This window comes from Burkholderia sp. S171 (genome assembly GCF_009766085.1).
Classification (GTDB): domain Bacteria; phylum Pseudomonadota; class Gammaproteobacteria; order Burkholderiales; family Burkholderiaceae; genus Caballeronia.
Genome location: NZ_LMUF01000027.1, coordinates 42261 through 59687 on the forward strand (window position 1 = coordinate 42261; position 17427 = coordinate 59687).

At 59.8% G+C, this 17427-nt stretch carries 13 protein-coding genes; 6 read left to right on the forward strand and 7 right to left on the reverse strand.

Going from position 1 to position 17427, the window contains the following annotated elements; translation table 11 throughout:
• Positions 1-343: 343 nt before the first annotated feature.
• The 3 genes from motA (at position 344) to GSQ93_RS13345 (ending at position 4080) form a co-directional block, all read left to right on the forward strand.
• Positions 344-1213, forward strand: coding sequence for a flagellar motor stator protein MotA (gene motA, locus GSQ93_RS13335; RefSeq protein WP_158936159.1), 870 nt, complete (start codon positions 344-346; stop codon positions 1211-1213).
• 69 nt (positions 1214-1282) lie between these two features.
• A complete protein-coding gene (gene motB, locus GSQ93_RS13340) occupies positions 1283-2338 on the forward strand; it encodes a flagellar motor protein MotB (protein ID WP_158936160.1) in 1056 nt (351 codons plus the stop codon).
• Positions 2339-2901: 563 nt separating this feature from the next.
• Positions 2902-4080: a porin gene (locus GSQ93_RS13345; RefSeq protein WP_174254615.1), complete on the forward strand. Its 1179-nt coding sequence runs from the start codon at positions 2902-2904 to the stop codon at positions 4078-4080.
• A 131-nt stretch (positions 4081-4211) separates the two neighbouring features.
• Here GSQ93_RS13345 and GSQ93_RS13350 read toward each other — a convergent pair whose 3' ends face one another.
• On the reverse strand, positions 4212-5867 hold the full coding sequence (locus GSQ93_RS13350; protein WP_158936161.1) for a bifunctional aspartate transaminase/aspartate 4-decarboxylase: 1656 nt from the start codon (positions 5865-5867) through the stop codon (positions 4212-4214).
• A 770-nt stretch (positions 5868-6637) separates the two neighbouring features.
• Between GSQ93_RS13350 and GSQ93_RS13355 the strand changes: the two genes are divergently transcribed.
• Positions 6638-9283 (forward strand): excinuclease ABC subunit UvrA, encoded by a 2646-nt coding sequence (locus GSQ93_RS13355; protein WP_254073866.1) that lies wholly within the window; start codon positions 6638-6640, stop codon positions 9281-9283.
• 95 nt (positions 9284-9378) lie between these two features.
• On the opposite strand, the gene GSQ93_RS13360 is transcribed toward GSQ93_RS13355, so the two are convergent.
• Complete coding sequence (locus GSQ93_RS13360; RefSeq protein ID WP_158936163.1) at positions 9379-10440, reverse strand: alkene reductase; 1062 nt, start codon at positions 10438-10440, stop codon at positions 9379-9381.
• A gap of 71 nt (positions 10441-10511) precedes the next feature.
• The gene (locus GSQ93_RS13365) at positions 10512-10808 is read right to left on the reverse strand and encodes a helix-turn-helix transcriptional regulator (protein WP_158936164.1); all 297 of its coding nucleotides are present in this window, start codon (positions 10806-10808) and stop codon (positions 10512-10514) included.
• 256 nt (positions 10809-11064) lie between these two features.
• On the opposite strand from GSQ93_RS13365, the gene GSQ93_RS13370 reads away from it, so the two are divergent.
• Positions 11065-11478, forward strand: coding sequence for a hypothetical protein (locus tag GSQ93_RS13370; RefSeq protein WP_158936165.1), 414 nt, complete (start codon positions 11065-11067; stop codon positions 11476-11478).
• Between the two features lie 89 nt (positions 11479-11567).
• Here the strand turns inward: GSQ93_RS13370 and GSQ93_RS13375 are convergent, their stop codons facing one another.
• Positions 11568-12251: a dihydrofolate reductase family protein gene (locus GSQ93_RS13375; protein WP_158936166.1), complete on the reverse strand. Its 684-nt coding sequence runs from the start codon at positions 12249-12251 to the stop codon at positions 11568-11570.
• Between the two features lie 185 nt (positions 12252-12436).
• Between GSQ93_RS13375 and GSQ93_RS13380 the strand changes: the two genes are divergently transcribed.
• Entirely contained in the window at positions 12437-13348 is a 912-nt protein-coding gene (locus tag GSQ93_RS13380; protein WP_158936167.1) for a LysR family transcriptional regulator, read from the forward strand.
• A 23-nt stretch (positions 13349-13371) separates the two neighbouring features.
• On the opposite strand, the gene GSQ93_RS13385 is transcribed toward GSQ93_RS13380, so the two are convergent.
• The 3 genes from GSQ93_RS13385 to GSQ93_RS13395 all read right to left on the reverse strand — a co-directional run bounded on the left by GSQ93_RS13385 (position 13372) and on the right by GSQ93_RS13395 (position 17426).
• Positions 13372-14745 carry an MFS transporter gene (locus GSQ93_RS13385; RefSeq protein ID WP_158936168.1) on the reverse strand — a complete coding sequence of 458 codons (1374 nt, stop codon included), beginning with the start codon at positions 14743-14745 and terminating at the stop codon, positions 13372-13374.
• 84 nt (positions 14746-14829) lie between these two features.
• The gene (locus tag GSQ93_RS13390; protein WP_158936169.1) at positions 14830-16578 is read right to left on the reverse strand and encodes a GMC family oxidoreductase; all 1749 of its coding nucleotides are present in this window, start codon (positions 16576-16578) and stop codon (positions 14830-14832) included.
• Between the two features lie 41 nt (positions 16579-16619).
• Entirely contained in the window at positions 16620-17426 is an 807-nt protein-coding gene (locus GSQ93_RS13395; protein WP_158936170.1) for an enoyl-CoA hydratase/isomerase family protein, read from the reverse strand.
• Position 17427 lies beyond the last annotated feature (1 nt).

Consider the following 17427-nt stretch of genomic DNA (forward strand, 5'->3'; position numbering starts at 1 on the left):
CGTAATGTGCCGGGTCCTTTCCCGTGGCGAGACTTTACGGTTTCAAGAATCGATTCAATGAAGCAAACAATGACCGTTTACAAGTTCAATTCGATGGTCCGTAAAAGTGACCGGGACGATGAACGAATGTCACTTATTCAGATTTTTTCGCCTACCTCAATTCATCTGATGATTGACTGCCAAGCTCGATAAAGATCGGTTGGAAAGTAACTTTTGCCGTGCCACGCCAACCACAGGAAAAAAGATACCTCCCCCGTACCCTAAATCTGCTGGTTCGCTTGCCGTTAAGGTCTAGGACAGCTTCATTCAAACGAAGCCCGAGAAAACTAAGCGGAGAGAGAGGATGTTTGTCGTTATTGGCTGGGTCTTGGTCATCGGGTCGGTGATCGGCAGTTTTCTGGGCGTAGGCGGCCATCTGCTCGCACTGTTCCAGCCCTTCGAGTTGTTGTGCATCTTCGGCGCGGCAGTGGGTGCGTTCGTCGTGTCGAATCCGGTTACGACGCTCAAGAAGACCCTCAAGGTCCTCCCCAGCGCGTTCAAGTCGGGCGGCTACTCGAAGGAAAAGTACGTGCAGCTCATCGCGCTGCTATACGAGCTGCTTCAGAAGGCGCGCAAGGAAGGCATGATGGCGCTCGAGGTCGACGTGGAAGCCCCGCAAAACAGCCCGACGTTCAAGAAGTACGAACACGTGCTGAACGATCACCATCTGCTGGAATTCATTGTCGACTACCTGCGCATGATGTCGAGCGGCAACATCAACGCGCTCGAGATGCAGGACCTGATGGACGAAGAACTCGAGACGCATCACGCGGAAACATCGTTGGCATCCGGCGCAATCCAGAAGATGGCCGACGGCCTGCCCGCGTTCGGTATTGTCGCGGCCGTGATGGGTGTCGTGCATACCATGGGCTCAGTGGGCGCCGCCCCCGCAATCCTCGGCGAAATGATTGCGGGCGCGCTGGTCGGCACGTTTCTCGGCATCCTGCTCGCGTACGGTTTCTTCGGGCCGCTGGCCGATCTGCTGGCTGCAAAAGGACAGGCCGAAGCCAAGCCATTCCAGTGCGTGAAGTCCGTGCTGCTCGCGTCAATGAACGGCTATGCACCGGCCATTGCCGTGGAGTTCGGACGCAAGGTGCTGTTCATCGCGGATCGCCCGACCTTCCAGGAACTCGACGACGCCGTGCGCGCCACCAAGCAACCGAAGTCGGCATGACGAGCCTGTCCCGCCCCGCGCACATCAACCGTGTGACGCGGGTTCCGCAGATCATCACGAGGTTCGCTCATGGCTGACTCTCCCTCCCGCGAGCCCATGCAGTCGGTGCTGGCGCCGACCGTTGTAGTGCGACGCAAGAAAAAGTCCGGGCACGGCGGTCATCATGGCGGCGCATGGAAGATCGCGTACGCGGATTTCGTGACGGCCATGATGGCGTTCTTCCTGCTCATGTGGCTGCTCGGGTCGACCTCGAAGTACGACAAGCAGGGTATTGAAGACTATTTCAACACGCCGCTGGCGGCGGTGTTCGGCGGCAAGGACGGCAGCGGTGCCGCGCGCTCGAGCGTGATCGAAGGCGGCGGACGCGATCTCTCCAGCTCGCGTCCGGGAGAGGCAACCAAGAGCCAGACCCAGCCATTGCCGAAGACGGCTGTACGCGCGGCCGCTGATGCCGCAGCCAGGGACGACGCACAGCGTTTGCAGCAACTCAAGCAGAAGCTCAGCGCGTTGATCGAACGCACGCCCGCATTGGCCGCGTACAAGGATCAGATTCGTATCGACATCACAAGCGAAGGATTGCGCATCGAGATTGTCGATTCACTCAAGCGACCGATGTTCCCCTCAGGCAGTGCGAAGCTTGAAACGTATGTGGTGACTATCCTCTCGCAGATCGGCGCGTCGCTGAACGACGTGGATAACCGCGTATCGATCGCCGGACACACGGACGCCGTGCCGTACTCAGGCGGTGAAACCGGTTATTCGAACTGGGAGCTGTCGAGCGAACGGGCGAACGCTGCACGCCGCGCGCTGATTGGCGGCGGCATGAACGAAGGCAAGATCCTGCAAGTGCGCGGACTCGCCGATGTATTGCCGCTCAACAAGGCAGTCGCCGATGAACCCACCAACCGGCGCATCAGCATTTTGGTGTTGAACAAGGCCGCCGAACAAAGGTTCTTTGCGGACGGCGGGCGCACCGCCGTGGATGAGTCGCAGCCGGCCAGTTCCATGATTCCGGCGGCTGTCGGGTCGAAGCCTGCAAGCGCTGTGATGCCGGCGGTCGTGGGGGAGCAACTGGCGAAGCCACGCGCTGCGTCGGCAACCGCCGGGCCAGCCGCAAAAAGCTGACGCACTGCAGTGAGCGGCGGCGATCCGCCAGCCGCTCGCCGCTCGCCGTCTCGACCCACATGCGCGCGTAGCGAAGATTGGCCGAGAGCAGCACGCCGCCTGATTGCCCGCTCAGCGCTGCATGCGCGAGCGTCACCGCGCTCTTGTCATACACGCGCACTGCCTGTTCCTTGATCTCCAGCCGCTCGATCCGCCGTATCCCATAGCGATGCGCGTTCAGGTCGTCGGCGAGCGGCGTATCCAGGCACATCCAGGCACATCCACATCCGATGCCAGCATGGCGTCCCGCAATCGCCCTTCCGGTTCCGCAATCGCGCGCTTTCTCATCGCTTCGCCATCAGATTCGGTTGTGTTGCTAGCCGAATAACGGCTCCACAGGCTTACCGGAAGAATTTTTCTGTAGCCGTCGCTTAAAAACAACTGTCATATACCTTACACACCCGTTCGATAAAGTCCGCCCGTCGCGCGCTACAGACCGTCAGAGTCCGATGCCGTGCATCACTTGTCTGCATCAAATTGCTTACTCAACCCACGCTCATCAACCCACGCTCAGGGAGAACGTTTTGAACCGTAAAACACTGCTCGCCACTGCTGCAATGGCGGCATTCGCCGCATCGGCTACTTCCGCTCAAGCTCAAAGCAGCGTCACGCTTTACGGCCTTATCGATGCCGGTATCAGCTATGTGAACCACAGCGCCGTCGGCACGACCGGCAGCTCGAAGAACTTCAAGTATGACGACGGCGTGGCGCAAGGCAGCCGTTGGGGCCTGCGCGGTGCGGAAGACCTGGGCAGCGGCCTGAAGGCGATCTTCACCTTGGAGAGCGGCTTCAACAGCGGCAACGGCACGCTTGGCCAGGGCGGCGCGGAATTTGGACGCCAGGCGTACGTAGGGATTTCGAAGTCGGATATTGGCTCGGTGACCCTCGGCCGGCAATACACGTTCTCGACCGATTATCTCGGCGGTTCGTATTCCATCGGCGGCCAGACGGTTGCAGGCAACTACGCGTACCACATCAACGACGTCGACCAGCTCACGTCGAGCCGTATCAACAACGCGATCAAATTCAGCAGCGCAAACTTCAGCGGCTTGACGTTTGGCGGCTTGTATGGCTTCTCGAACCAGGCTGGCGCATTCGAGGGTTCGCCCACGACGACGACCGCAGGCGTCACGACGCAAGGTTCATCGCGCGCTTACAGCTTTGGCGCGAACTACGCTAACGGCCCCTTCGCGATTGGCGCGGCTTACACCGACATCCACTACCCGGGTTCGTCGACGCCGGCGTTCAGCACGAACATCGCGAACGTTGCAACGGGCGGTACGAAGGACCTGCGCACGTTCGGTGTTGGCGCCAGCTACAAGTTTGCTGCTGCAACCGTGTTCGGTCTCTGGACCAACACGCGCTTCGAAGCAATCACGGGTGCAACGTCGAAGTTCAACGCGTATGAAATTGGCGGCAAGTATGCGTTCACGCCAGCGCTTACCGGCGGCCTCGGCTACACGTACATGAAGCTCACCGATGCGGCGCAAGGCAAGTGGCAACAGGTTGATGCAAGCGTGGACTATGCGCTGAGCAAGCGTACCGATGTCTACGCGCTGGCTATCTATCAAGACGCGTCGGGTTCGAATGCGGGTACACCGGTGCAGGCTGAAATTGGTTCAAGCACGAGCTACTTCGGAAACTCGGGCAAGGGTTCGACGAATCAGATCGCTGCACGCGTGGGTATTCGCCACAAGTTCTAAAGCACGTTACACGTTCTAACGCAGGCTTCAGTTGTTGAAACGGGCCGCTTGGATTGAGTTCAATCCGAGCGGCCCGTTTTTTATTCGACGCCCGAAGTACCTGGCGTCGCAAAACAATCAACAATCAACGATCAGAGCACCTTGTTTTTATCCAGCGACTTGCCCGTTGCGGCGTTATAGCGCTCGACATACTCGACCATCAGCTTGCGCATCGCGCGGCCGATCGCCTTGTAGTCGCTCTCGTTGAGGTTGGCGAGCGACACGCGGCCCGATGGGTGTTGCGTGCCGAAGCCGCGTCCCGGCAGCAGCACGACACGTGCTTCCTTCGCGAGCCGGAACAGCAGCTCGGAGGGCTCGGTGTTTTCGAAGAGCCATGCAACGAACTCCGGCCCATAGGCACGATTGCCCAGGAATTCGAGGTCGATGATGGTGTAGTAATCGACCTGGTTCACGTCGCTGTCATCAAACGATATCCCGATCTCCCTGTACAACGCCTCTTTGCGGCCGCGAATCAGGCGCTTGAGCGCGTTCTTGTAGGCCTCAGGGGTGTCCATGAGCGCGAAGAGCGAGAACAGCACCATCTGCACTTGCTGCGGCGTGGAGAGCCCCGCCGTGTGATTCAGCGCGACAGTGCGGCTGTCGGCCACCAGGCGATCGATGAACTTCAGGTTCTCCGGCTCGGTGGTGATCGACTCATATCGCTCATGCAACTCCTTGCGCTGTTCCTTCGGCAGCTTGCGGATCAGTTCATCGATCACGTTCTCGCGATGCATGGCAATTGTGCCGAGCCGCCAGCCCGTCGCACCGAAGTACTTCGAATACGAATACACGAGGATGGTGTTCTTTGGACACAGCGCGAACAGCGAGACGAAGTCGTCGGCGAAGGTGCCGTACACGTCGTCAGTCAGGAGGATCAGGTCCGGCCGTTCTTTCACGATCTCCGCGATGTACTCCAGGCTCTCGGTATTCATCTTGACGGAAGGCGGATTGCTCGGATTCACGAGGAAGAATGCCTTCACCTTCGGATCGCGCAGCTTGTCGAGTTCCTTCTTCGAGTATTGCCAACCGAGTTCCACATCGGCGTCAAGGTTGACCACGTTCAACTGATAGTCGTTCAGCGTGGGGATTTCTATGTACGGCGTGAAGATGGGCGAGCCCAGCGCGATGGTGTCGCCTGGTTTGATCAGGTGATTCTCGCGCATCGTGTTGAAGATGTAGGTCATGGCCGCGGTGCCGCCTTCAGTGGCGAAGACATCGAAGTCACCAACGAACGGGTGTTTGCCGATCATTTCCTTCTTCAGGTACTGCGCAACAATCACCTCGGACAACTTCAACATGCGGTCCGGCACCGGATAGTTCGACGCAAGAATCCCCTCGCACATTTCATAGAGGAATTCGCTGCCATTGAGACCGAGCTGATCGCGCACATATGACAACACGCCGCGCAGGAAGTCGATGCCGGGAACGCCCTTGTTGTCGCGTGCAAAAATTTCAAAGCGCTCTTCCAGTCCCTCGCGCTTCGGAAAGCCTCCCAGCCCTTCGGGCATGTGGGCGAACGAGCGCTCGGACTCGCGCATGGCGAAAAGGCCGAGTTGCCAAAAGCCGTGGCGCGGAATGGTGGCAAGGAAGTTCGGATTACCCCGGCCTGCATTAAGCATGGCCGCGTTGGCGGGACGCTCGACCGCACCGCCGCCGGCGGCCTTGATCAATTCGTCCTTGAGTTCGAACGGGCTGAGCGCCGCGATCTTGGACTGTTCCTGCGAACCCGCCTTTGTAGATTTTGCCATCCAACACCTCCAGAAATGATCGACTGCTTGAAAGAGCGACGTTCTCGGGGAAACGTCAGTCCCTTTGGGAGAAAAGCGGCAATGAATTTTCAGGTTATGCGTCTTTGATTGCACCCCGATTGCAGCTTATTAACCGGGCACTACACCACTCCTTTTTAACCGATCTTCGCAACCATGCCGCAAATCAAGACGCAGGGGTTTTTATGCATTATGACCACGATAATTTTGGGCAATGAAATAATCCCGACACCGTCCGCAGACTTGCGAGTTAATAGTCTAGGGGAGAAAACTTCAAACGCAATCGCTTTATGTTTTCCCGTGGGGCTTGCGCACGCTGGCTTTTGCTGGCAATGGCCGCGGCGAATGTCATTAAACAGCGCTTAAAGAATTCCATACCCGAGCGCGCCTGATATTCGACCCTACTACCGATCGAAATGATGGACAGATCCGCGCCGAAAGGTGATTACCCATTGAACACAAGCTCAACAGACTAATTAGCCGATTCGGTCCGGGTTGCTTAAACCCCTTGTGCGCTCCGAGTGAAAATATCAGGAATATCACAATACGCGCATTCGGGCACGCCCCGTGCGCCGAATGCCTTTGCCGGACGGCAGCAGTTTCGCAAGCCACTTAAACTGTCTGCTATCCGCGCGACCCAGTATCGTGCGACACGTTGATCTTTAGTCGGACACGTCCTCGCTGCCGCGCAGGCAATCTCAATCACAACGGCTTTAAAGCGCATGCCAACTCGAAACAAAAAGCCTGAAGACATGTCACTCCCTCCTTCCCGGACCGGCTTCGTGCGGGTGCGGGGCGCCCGCGAGCACAACTTGCGCAACATCGACGTCGACATTCCGCGCGACGCGCTCGTCGTCTTTACCGGTGTCTCGGGATCGGGCAAATCGTCGCTGGCGTTCGGCACGCTCTATGCCGAAGCGCAGCGTCGTTATTTCGAATCGGTGGCGCCTTACGCGCGTCGCCTGATCGATCAGGTCGGTGTGCCGGAAGTGGATTCCATCGAGGGTTTGCCACCCGCTGTCGCTTTGCAGCAGCAACGCGGTACGCCCAATGCACGCTCGTCGGTGGGCAGCGTGACCACGCTGTCCAGCCTCGTGCGCATGCTGTACTCGCGCACCGGCACCTATCCGGCAAAACAACCCATGCTCTTTGCCGAGGATTTCTCGCCGAACACAGTGCAAGGGGCATGTCCCACGTGCCACGGTCTGGGGCGTGTCTACGAGGTGACCGAACAATCAATGGTCCCCGACGACTCGCTGACTATCCGTGAGCGTGCCGTGGCTGCGTGGCCGCCGGCATGGCATGGTCAGAACCTGCGCGACATCCTGGTCACGCTGGGGTTTGATGTCGATAAGCCGTGGCGCGACTTGCCGAAAAAAGACCGCGACTGGATCCTGTTCACGGACGAGACGCCGACCGCGCCGGTATATGCCGGCATGACGCCGCAAGAGACGCGTGCGGCGCTCAAGCGTCACGCGGAACCGAGTTATCAAGGCACGTTTACAGGCGCGCGACGCTACGTGCTGCACACCTTCGCCAACACGCAAAGCGCGTTGATGAAGAAGCGCGTGTCGCGTTTCATGGTGGGCAGCGCGTGTCCATCGTGTCATGGCAAGCGATTGAAGCCCGAGGCGCTGTCCGTGACGTTCGCGGGACTCGATATAGGCGAGTTATCGCAGATGCCGCTTGCCCGTGTCGCCGATGTATTGCGCCCCGTTGCTCGCGGTGAGGCACCCGAAGGCGCGACGATATCGGCGTCGGCGTCGGCTAGCGAAATATTGAGCAAAGACGAGATGCGGGCAGCCGTCGCGCGACGGGTTGCGTCCGGTGGATCGGAACACAAGGCCTCTCCCGACATCAGACGGACTACGAATCAATCCAGGGAGAAGCAGGTTGCGGCCCAACGAATTGCAAGTGAGTTGCTTGAACGCCTGACCACCCTGATCGACCTCGGCCTGGGGTATCTGGCAATGGACCGGGGCACACCGACCTTGTCGTCGGGCGAGCTGCAGCGGCTACGGCTTGCGACGCAGCTTGCGTCACAGTTGTTCGGGGTGATCTACGTCCTCGATGAACCCTCTGCCGGCCTTCATCCCGCCGATGGCGAAGCGTTGTTCAGCGCGTTACAGCGACTGAAGGCTGCGGGCAATTCACTGTTCGTGGTCGAGCATGATCTGGAGATGATGCGCCGGGCGGACTGGCTGGTGGATGTCGGTCCGGCCGCGGGCACGGCGGGCGGACAAATTGTATATAGCGGACCACCGGCTGGCTTGGCAGACATCGAGGAATCGCAAACGCGGTTGCATTTGTTTGGCGATTACCGGCCCGCTCCGCGATCGAAGCGCACGCCCGTGGACTGGTTGCGGCTCGGGAACGTGACGCGTAACAACTTGCATAACCTGGAGGCTGCTTTCCCGCTCGGCTGCTTCACCACCGTCACGGGCGTCTCGGGCTCGGGCAAATCCAGCCTCGTCAGCCAGGCGCTGCCGGAGATGGTCGCGGAACGGCTTGGCCGGCCGATCGCGGCAGAAACGGATGAAGAGCGCGATCCGTTACTCGACGCAGAGGACATTCCGACCGGTGGCGAAATAACGGCCGGCATGGAGCGAATCCGGCGGCTGGTGCGGGTCGATCAGAAGCCAATAGGACGCACACCGCGTTCGAACCTCGCGACCTACACCGGCCTCTTCGATCATGTGCGCAAGCGGTTCGCGGAAACGCCCACGGCTCGACGCCGCCGTTATGACGCGGGCCGGTTCTCGTTCAACGTCGCGAAGGGTCGATGCCCGACGTGCGAGGGCGAGGGATTCGTGAGTGTCGAATTGCTGTTCATGCCAAGCGTATATGCGCCCTGTTCAACGTGCGGAGGAACGCGCTACAACCCGGAGACACTGGAGGTCGAATGGAAGGGAAAGAATATTTCGGACGTGCTGCAGATGACCGTGGACACGGCATGCGCCTTCTTTGCCGATGAACCGCAGATCATGCGCGCGTTGACCGTGCTCAAGGACATTGGACTGGGCTATTTGCGTCTGGGCCAACCGGCCACTGAACTGTCCGGCGGCGAAGCGCAGCGGATCAAGCTCGCGACTGAACTTCAGCGAGCGCAGCGAGGCGAGACCCTTTACATCCTGGATGAGCCCACAACCGGCTTGCATTCCACGGACAGCGACCGCTTGTTGATTCAATTGCAGGGGCTGGTCGATGCGGGTAACACCGTGATTGTGGTCGAGCACGACATGCGGGTGGCGGCCCAAAGCGACTGGGTCATCGACATGGGACCGGGTGCAGGAGAGGAAGGCGGCAGGATGGTGGTCAGCGGCACACCGGAAGACGTGGTAAAGCGAGGGAAAACGAGCAGCGTTACGTCGAAGTATCTAAAGGCCTGCTTGTCCTGAGATTGCAACTTGGGCGAGGCCCTGAAAACAAAACAGCCGGTGACTCCCTATGAAGTCACCGGCTGCCGCAAAGCAAAATACCGGAACCGAAACGCTTAGTCCATGGTCTCGAGTGTCGGATAGTCCGTGTACCCTTCGGTGCCACGCGCATAGAACGTCTCGGGGATAGGCGCATTCAACGCGGCATCGCTTTCGAACCGTTTCACGAGATCCGGGTTGGCAATAAACAACTGCCCCCACGCGACGGCATCAGCGTCACCCCGGTCGAGCGCTGCCTGAGCGCTTTCCTTGGTGAATTTCTCGTTGGCGATATAAACGCCGCCAAAGGCTCGCTTCAACAGCGGACCGATCGAGTCAACGCCCACGCGTTCACGTGCTGCGATGAACGCGATCTTGCGCTCGCCCAACTCACGTGCGACGTAACCGAAGGTCGCGGCGCGATCGCTGTCGCCCATGGTGTGCGAATCGGCGCGCGGTGCGAGATGCACGCCAACCCGGTCAGCGCCCCACACTTCAATACATGCGTCGACCACTTCGAGCATCAGGCGTGCGCGATTTTCAATCGGGCCACCGTAGATGTCCGTGCGTTTATTCGTGCTGTCCTGCAGGAATTGGTCGAGCAGATAACCGTTCGCGCCGTGCACTTCAACGCCGTCGAAACCAGCAAGCTTCGCGTTTTCGGCACCTTTGCGGAATGCTGCAACCACCCCTTGAATTTCGTCGAGTTCGAGTGCGCGCGGCGTCACGAATTCGCGCTGCGGCCGCACAAGGCTCACATGGCCTTGCGCCGCAATGGCGCTTGGTGCCACCGGCAGGTCGCCATTAAGGAAGATCGGGTCCGAGATCCGGCCTACATGCCACAGTTGCAGCAGAATCGTGCCGCCTGCGTCGTGGACTGCCTTCGTCACAAGCTTCCAGCCTTCGACCTGCTCGTCCGACCAGATTCCCGGCGTTTCAGCGTAACCCACGCCTTGGGGCGTAACCGAGGTCGCTTCGCTCAGGATCATGCCGGCTGCAGCGCGATCGGCGTAGTACCGCGCCATCAACGCGTTGGGCACACGTTCAACGCCCGCGCGCTGACGCGTCAGCGGCGCCATGATGATGCGGTTACGAAGAGTAAAGGCACCCACTTTGAGCGAGTCGAAAAGGTTTGGCATTTTTAAAGTAATCCTAAATAGAGTGTAGTGAGATCCGGCAACAATCAGGACACGAGAACCGAGCTAACGAGTCAGAGGCCGTTACGAAGCTGATCGAGAAACGCCTGGACGACCGCTTCGTCGCGCTTGAAAAATATCCACTGCCCGACCCGCTTTGAGGTCACCAGGCCCGCTTTGTGAAGCGTGGCCAGGTGAGCCGACACCGTGGATTGGGACATATCGCAACGTGCGTCGATCTGGCCGGCGCACACGCCATTCACGAGCGGGAACTCCTGCTCGGGGAAGTAGGCTTCGGGCTCCTTCAGCCACGCGAGAATCTCGCGGCGGACCGGATTGGCCAAGGCCTTGTGAATGGCGTCGATATCCATGAAAAACGGCTTTAAGTAGAATCGCGATGAAACGAAGTATATTTCGTAAAAGTCCGATATACAAGCAATCCACTATAGCTGATAGGGGTAATCCCGGGGCTGGCTGCTTGGGCGTCTTCTCCGATGCCCAATGTAACAACAGGTTTGTTGCAAAAACGGCATGAAGCGAACGTCTTTCGAGACTATCCAGAAATTTTACCTACGCGACTTGGCGCTCCTCTACAGTAATGGCCGTTGATTTCACCCGGAACAAGCTATGGGAAATATACGAAGCCGCGAGCAGGCGGCTATCGTGGTAATTGTTGCGACGATCGGCATCCTCGCAGCCGCTTGGGTGCTAGGCCGCGAGTTCGGCGCCGACACAATGACGGTCTCTTGGTCGTTATTTTTCATGGGCGTGGCCGCGGTGCTGGTGATGGGTCCGACCGTGTACTGGCTGCGTGACTACCTCCCGCCCGCATCATTCGTGGCGCTCGCCATGATGTGGGCCTCCTTTTGGCCGGTCCTCAACAGCATCGCTTGCGGCGGCTGCGCGAGCAGTGAAGACGGATTTCCCCTCCAATACACGGGCAGCCTCGTCTATTCGTGGTTGTTGAAAATCGGCGTGGAAGTGGTTCTCGTTCTTTGCGCGATAGTCGCCTATCGTCGGCTGGGACGCCGTTATTACTGAATCAACAGGCGCCTTACACGATGAAACGCGCAATCGACCGCGCACCCGTACAGCGACTATCGCGGATCTCACCGCCTGCGCGTTCTGCATCAACTCGTTTTGCGCGTATAGCGTAGCCAGACCGCGTCCTGAGCGACCTGCTCGACCGATGTGAGGACCAGATACGCGGGCTTTTTCCAGGCGTCCATCGCAACCTCGAATGAGGACGGATGTTCGCTGCGGCCATCGACGAGCGGCAGGATCAGCACGCTCACCTCATCCACCAGACCGGCATTCACGAACGCGCCGCTCACGTGCGAGCCACCTTCCACGATCAACTTCTTGACCCCCAGCTCGCGCTCAAGTGTATTGACTACATCGGCCAGGTCGATGTCAGTCTTGCCGCCGAAAATGTATGACACGCCAATCGACTGAAGATAGGCGAGGAAGTCGTCGGAGACCTGCTCTGTCACCACTTCAATCACGTGCGACTTCAACGCGGTATTCGACTTCCATTCAACCAGTCCCTTAGGGTCAATGGAAATGGCGTACTGATCCGCGCCGCGTTGGGCGAAGTGATTCGTGCGAGGAACCGGCTGCTTCGCGAGGCCCTTCGGATAACCCTCTCCATGCGCGATTTCCTGCATGGTGACGCGGCCGCAGATCCAGCCGTCGGCTTCAAAAGTAGCGGCCGTGTTTTCGTAGAGATCGGACGCAAAGTCGAGATGCCAGCCGTCGGTGAGACTGCGGCCATCGACGGAAGACATCATGTGGCAAACAATAGTGGGCTTCATGGACGTTGGCTCAGGCATTTGGGGGAAACCGAACAATGAAGCAAGTAATGTTCCGCGCCGCTCGCCGAAAGGAGACGCTGAAAAGAGCACGACAGAACCTTCCTGAAAGCCAGAACACGCTGGCGCCGGGGGAATGCTTGTGGTCTCATTCGTCCTTTGGATCGCGCGGATAACGCGCCCCGCTCATGGACCTGAAGCAGATTCACTATTTCATCGCGCTGTTCGAAGACGGCTCGGTCACGCGCGCGGCGAAGCGGCTCAACATCGTGCAGCCGGCGCTCAGCATGCAGATATCGAAGCTTGAAGCAGAGCTTCACCAGCCGCTGTTCGAGCGCGGACCGCACGGCATGACGCCGACGGAAGCCGCACGCCTGATGTATCGGCTATACGTACCCATCATTCGCGATATCGAACACGCCCGCGAACAACTCAGCCGCAGCGACGTGATCGTCACTGGGCGCGTGGCGCTCGGCATGGTGTCGTCGGAAGCGGAGAGCGTGCTGCCCGAATCGCTCGCCACCTTCAACGCGCTGTTTCCGCAAGTGGAAGTGTCGGTGGCGGACGGCTTCAGCGCGCAGTTGATTGATGCGGTCGAGGCCGGGCGCCTGGATGCCGCGGTTATCAACAAGCCGCGCGGCCGTCTCTCGCTCGACACGCGTTCCCTGCTCGACGAAGAGATGGTGCTGGTCACCAGCGTCATTCACGGCCGGCCGATGCCCGAGGCCATTGACCTGGCTGAACTCGGCGATCTGGAACTCGTGCTTCCCACCCGCCGCAACGGCCTGCGCGGCGTGCTGGATGCTGCGCTTCTCAACGCGGATATAGTAATCCAGCCGAAGTTTGAAATCGATCTGCTGAACACGATCGTGCAGTTCGTCGAACAGAGCAACGTGGCGACCATCCTGCCACGTGTCGTTGTTCAGCGGAAAGTGGACGAAGGCCTGCTGCGCGCTTACCGCATTGCGGCGCCGGTAATCGTGCGGCACATTGTGTGCGTGAGTCATCCGAAGCGGCCGATTGGCGCCGCGACGAATGCGCTCATTGAAATCATCACCGACAACATCCGTCGCGTCACCACGACCGCGCCGTCCGCCTGAATCGCAGGGCTAGGCCGGGAATATCAAACGGCCTGCGCCGAGCGATTCTCGAGCTTGCCCAGCGTCTCCGGCACGATAAACGCACCCGCGAGAAAGATCACGCTGATCACGCCCACGAAGATGGCCAGCGTCATTGGCAACTCGCCCGGGTCCTTCGCCACCAGCGAGACGGCAGTGGGCATCATGCCGCCGATCGCAAAGCCGATATTCCACGACAGCCCCGTTCCCGTCGCACGAATCGCGGTCGGGAAGCGCTCGTTCAGGAAGATCAGGATAGGCGCATATCCCGCGCTGCCGAGTGCGCTCAACACGACCGCATAGACACCGATCATCGTGATGCTTTGCGCGGTGGGCAACAGCAGGAACAATGCGGGCAACGCGATCAGGCGCACCAGTCCAATCCAAATAAATGCTGTCTTGCGGCCGATGAACGTGCTCAGGTGCCCCGCCGCCACCGACGCAACAAGTACCCCCACGCTCGCAATCATCAAGATGGCAGCGGCCGCGCCGTTAGGCACGTGGCTGACCACTTTGAGGAAGGTCGGCAGGTAACCCGAGGTCAGGTAATAACCGCTGCCGCCACCGATGGTGAGCAGCAGGTTGACGAACAGAATCCCACGATAGTCCCGCGAAAACAGCGTCTTGATCGGCGAGCGGATGACTTCCACCGGCGCGGAGATATCGCGTGCGGCAGCCTTTGCGGCCTTCTCTTCCGCCAGCTTTTTCCACAACGGCGACTCTTCGAGGCTATTGAACACGAACAGCCCAAGCACCGAACTGATGATCCCGGTGAAGAACATGCAACGCCAGCCCCATACGTCGAAGAGCGCGCCCGGAAAGAGAGACGACATAGTCAGGAATACGATTGAAGCGAGCAAGGCACCCAGGCCCGCACCGCCGCCGCCGATCAGCCCGGACACCGCGCCGCGATACTTCGGCGCGACCGATTCCGTACCGATGGTATGCGTGGACGCTACCACTCCGCCCACGAACACGCCCTGCACCAGCCGCAACAAGAGGAACAGGATTGGCGCTACCAAGCCGACCTGTGCAACGGTCGGCAAGACGCCGAAAAGCGCAGTCGATATCCCCACGCCAACGACGGCGAGAATCATCGCGCCCTTGCGGCCGTGCCGGTCCGCGTAGGAACCGAACCACGCTGAGCCGAGCGGACGCATCAGCAAAGTCACCGCGAACGACGCGTACACCGCTGCCAGCGAAAGCATCGCATGTTGGGACGGAAAGAACAGCCGGCCAACTACGGGAGCCACGTACAACAGCACGAACAGATCGAATAGATCGAGTGCCCAACCCAGGCATGAGGCCACGACTGCGCCCATCACCTGTCGCGTGTTTACTTCGGGCGCGGCGGCGCTTTCCTGTGCTGCTACGGACATTGTCATCTCCTTGAAGGTCGCGGCGCCCTCTCTCGAATGGCACCGTGTTTTTGGCACGTCGAATTGTCGTGCTCTCGTTGGCGTTTAAGAAATTGTTGAGTGCGTTGAAGGCGTTGATTGCGTTGAATGCCGGCGCTGCGCTTCATTGTTCAGCATCGTGTCGGCGATCTTCTCGGCGATCATGATGGTCGGAATGTTGGTGTTGGCAGATGGCAGCCGCGGCATCAGCGACGCATCGACCACGCGTAAGCGTTGCGCGCCGTGCACGCGCCCCTGGGTATCGACCACTGCATGGCGGTCGTTCACCGGACCCATCTGGCACGTGCCGCTTGCATGCCATACGCCGAACACATTCGCGCGGATAAACGCGTGCAATGCCTGCTCGTCGGCCAGCAAGGAGGCCATGCTCTGGCCATGCGTAAAAAACCGCTCGATCAGCATGCGGCGCAACGGCGCGGGCGTATCGAGCATTGCGCCAAGCAGCGACGTCACGACTGCATTGGTCTTGCTCACGCGACTGAGCGCCTTCACACGCGGCGAAAATGCAGCCGGGAAGAAGTCGCGCGGGTCCCGGTTCAGACCCGATGCCTCCACCACTTTCGCCAGCAAGCGGATGCCCGCGGCGAGGCGCGCGGTATCGCGCTCATCATCAAGCAGGTTCAGATCGACGCGGGGTGCGACAGCGGCGTCGGGCGAAACCAGTTGCACCCGGCCGCGCGAATACGGCCGGTTGCACCACAAAAAGAACAAGCCAAGGCGGTTGCCAAGCGCATGCCAGGCAGCGCGAGTCGCACTCGACAAATACATGTCTGAGGTGTCGCACTGATCTACGCCTGACGTAAAACGCGCAGCCGTCATGCTTGCGCGCCGCCGTGTAAGCGGCATCCTGAACCTGGGTTCGAGGAAGTGGCAGAACGTCAGCGACGGATGGTCCTGCAGGTTGCGGCCCACCCCAGGCAAGTCGATCACGCAGCGCAAGCCAAGCGCGTCGAGATCCGCCATCCCGCCAATGCCTGCGCGCAGCAGCATTGCCGGAGACTGCAGTGCACCGGCCGCAACAATCACTTCATGCGCTTCGAATCGCACCCGTTCACCATTGGCCGCGATCGCCAGCACCCCTTTCGCCGTAACGCCGTCCATCACGATGCGCTCGACCTTCAGGTTCGCGAAGATCGACAGGTTCGGCCGGTTTCGAGTCGCCGCATCGAGGTAAGCGCTCGCAGTGCTCACGCGCCGGTCGTCGAGATTCGAAAACGCGCCGGGAAAAACACCATCGCCGAATTCCGCGTTCTGGTCCTGCAGCATGGCAAGGCCATTCTTGTGCAGACCCTTCGCGAATGCATGGCAAAAAGGCGGCCAGTCGCGAGGCATGATGCGACGGATGGCAACTGGCCCATCGCTGCCGTGCAACGCGGCATTAGGGAAATTCAAGTCGCGTTCAAGCTTGCGGAAATACGGCAGCACGTCATCCCAGCCCCAACCCGCCGCACCGTTCGCGGCCCAGTCGTCGTAGTCGCGTGGCAAGCCTCGATTCGCCGACTGGACGTTGATGCTTGATCCGCCGCCCATCACACGGCCCTGCTCGTACACGCGCTCGACCGCCTGCGTTGTAGCCCGCGCTTTCAGTTCGGGCCAGATGTAGGTGTCGCCGCAAAACACCGGCATGGGGTAGCTGTCGAGGATCGCTTCGGGCACGTCGCCCGGCGGCGTATCCGCGCCCGCTTCGATCAACGCGACACGCAGCGACGGCACGGCCGATAGCCGATGCGCAAGCACGCATCCCGCCGACCCGCCGCCCACGATCACGTAATCAAACGCGCCGAACGCCTCCATGCCCGTCTCCACATTGATGGTAGATGCAACCGTCGCACGCTTCAGCTACCGCGAAACACCGGCTTGCGTTTGCTATGGAACGCTTCCACGCCTTCACGGAAATCGTCCGATGTGCGCAGCCGGCTATAGCTGTGCCCTTCAAGTTCGATCGCAATCGAAAGCGGCGCATCTTCCGTGTCGTTGAGCAGCTTCTTGGCCGTACGTTGTGCGAGCGGCGAGAACGCGCGCAGTTCATCGACGAGTGCATCAGTCGTGGCTTCCAACTGCGCGTCAGCTACGCACTCCACCGCGATGCCCCATTCGTAGGCCTGCTTGCCGGGAATCCGGCGCGAGCGCATCACAATGTCCTTAGTTCTGCCAATGCCCACCATCTGCTGCAGCCGCGCCGATCCGCCCGAGCCCGGGATCTGGCCGAGCTTCTGCTCCGGCAACGCGTAGAAGGTCGTGTCCGTCGCAATGCGGAAGTCACAAGCGAGCGACAACTCGAAGCCCACGCCAAAGCAGAAGCCGCGATTTGCCGCAATCACCGGCTTCGAGCAGCGAGCGGGCGCTGCGATATTCCACGCGAGTTTCGACACATGTTCCGGCGATGCCTCAAGGAAACCCTTGATGTCGCCACCACTCGAAAAATGCTCGCCGTTGGCGCGGATTACGATCACGCGCACGCGGTCATCTTCGTCCAGCGCTTCGAACGCCGCGCGCAACTGGTCGCGTGCGTGCATCGAAATGACGTTGAGCGGCGGACGATGCAAAATGATGTCGGCGCGTTCGCGTTTTTCATCGACTTCAATCGAGAATCCATCCAGGTCCTGCAACAGCGTCTGGCCGCGATGGGTCAAGTCAGTCATC

Coding starts and splice junctions, on each gene's coding strand:
- GSQ93_RS13380 (WP_158936167.1), top strand. CDS start 12,437: ATGGACCTGAAGCAGATTCACTATTTCATCGCGCTGTTCGAAGACGGC.
- GSQ93_RS13385 (WP_158936168.1), bottom strand. CDS start 14,745: ATGTCCGTAGCAGCACAGGAAAGCGCCGCCGCGCCCGAAGTAAACACG.
- GSQ93_RS13365 (WP_158936164.1), bottom strand. CDS start 10,808: ATGGATATCGACGCCATTCACAAGGCCTTGGCCAATCCGGTCCGCCGC.
- GSQ93_RS13355 (WP_254073866.1), top strand. CDS start 6,638: ATGTCACTCCCTCCTTCCCGGACCGGCTTCGTGCGGGTGCGGGGCGCC.
- GSQ93_RS13360 (WP_158936163.1), bottom strand. CDS start 10,440: ATGCCAAACCTTTTCGACTCGCTCAAAGTGGGTGCCTTTACTCTTCGT.
- GSQ93_RS13375 (WP_158936166.1), bottom strand. CDS start 12,251: ATGAAGCCCACTATTGTTTGCCACATGATGTCTTCCGTCGATGGCCGC.
- GSQ93_RS13370 (WP_158936165.1), top strand. CDS start 11,065: ATGGGAAATATACGAAGCCGCGAGCAGGCGGCTATCGTGGTAATTGTT.
- GSQ93_RS13350 (WP_158936161.1), bottom strand. CDS start 5,867: ATGGCAAAATCTACAAAGGCGGGTTCGCAGGAACAGTCCAAGATCGCG.
- motA (WP_158936159.1), top strand. CDS start 344: ATGTTTGTCGTTATTGGCTGGGTCTTGGTCATCGGGTCGGTGATCGGC.
- GSQ93_RS13395 (WP_158936170.1), bottom strand. CDS start 17,426: ATGACTGACTTGACCCATCGCGGCCAGACGCTGTTGCAGGACCTGGAT.
- motB (WP_158936160.1), top strand. CDS start 1,283: ATGGCTGACTCTCCCTCCCGCGAGCCCATGCAGTCGGTGCTGGCGCCG.
- GSQ93_RS13390 (WP_158936169.1), bottom strand. CDS start 16,578: ATGGAGGCGTTCGGCGCGTTTGATTACGTGATCGTGGGCGGCGGGTCG.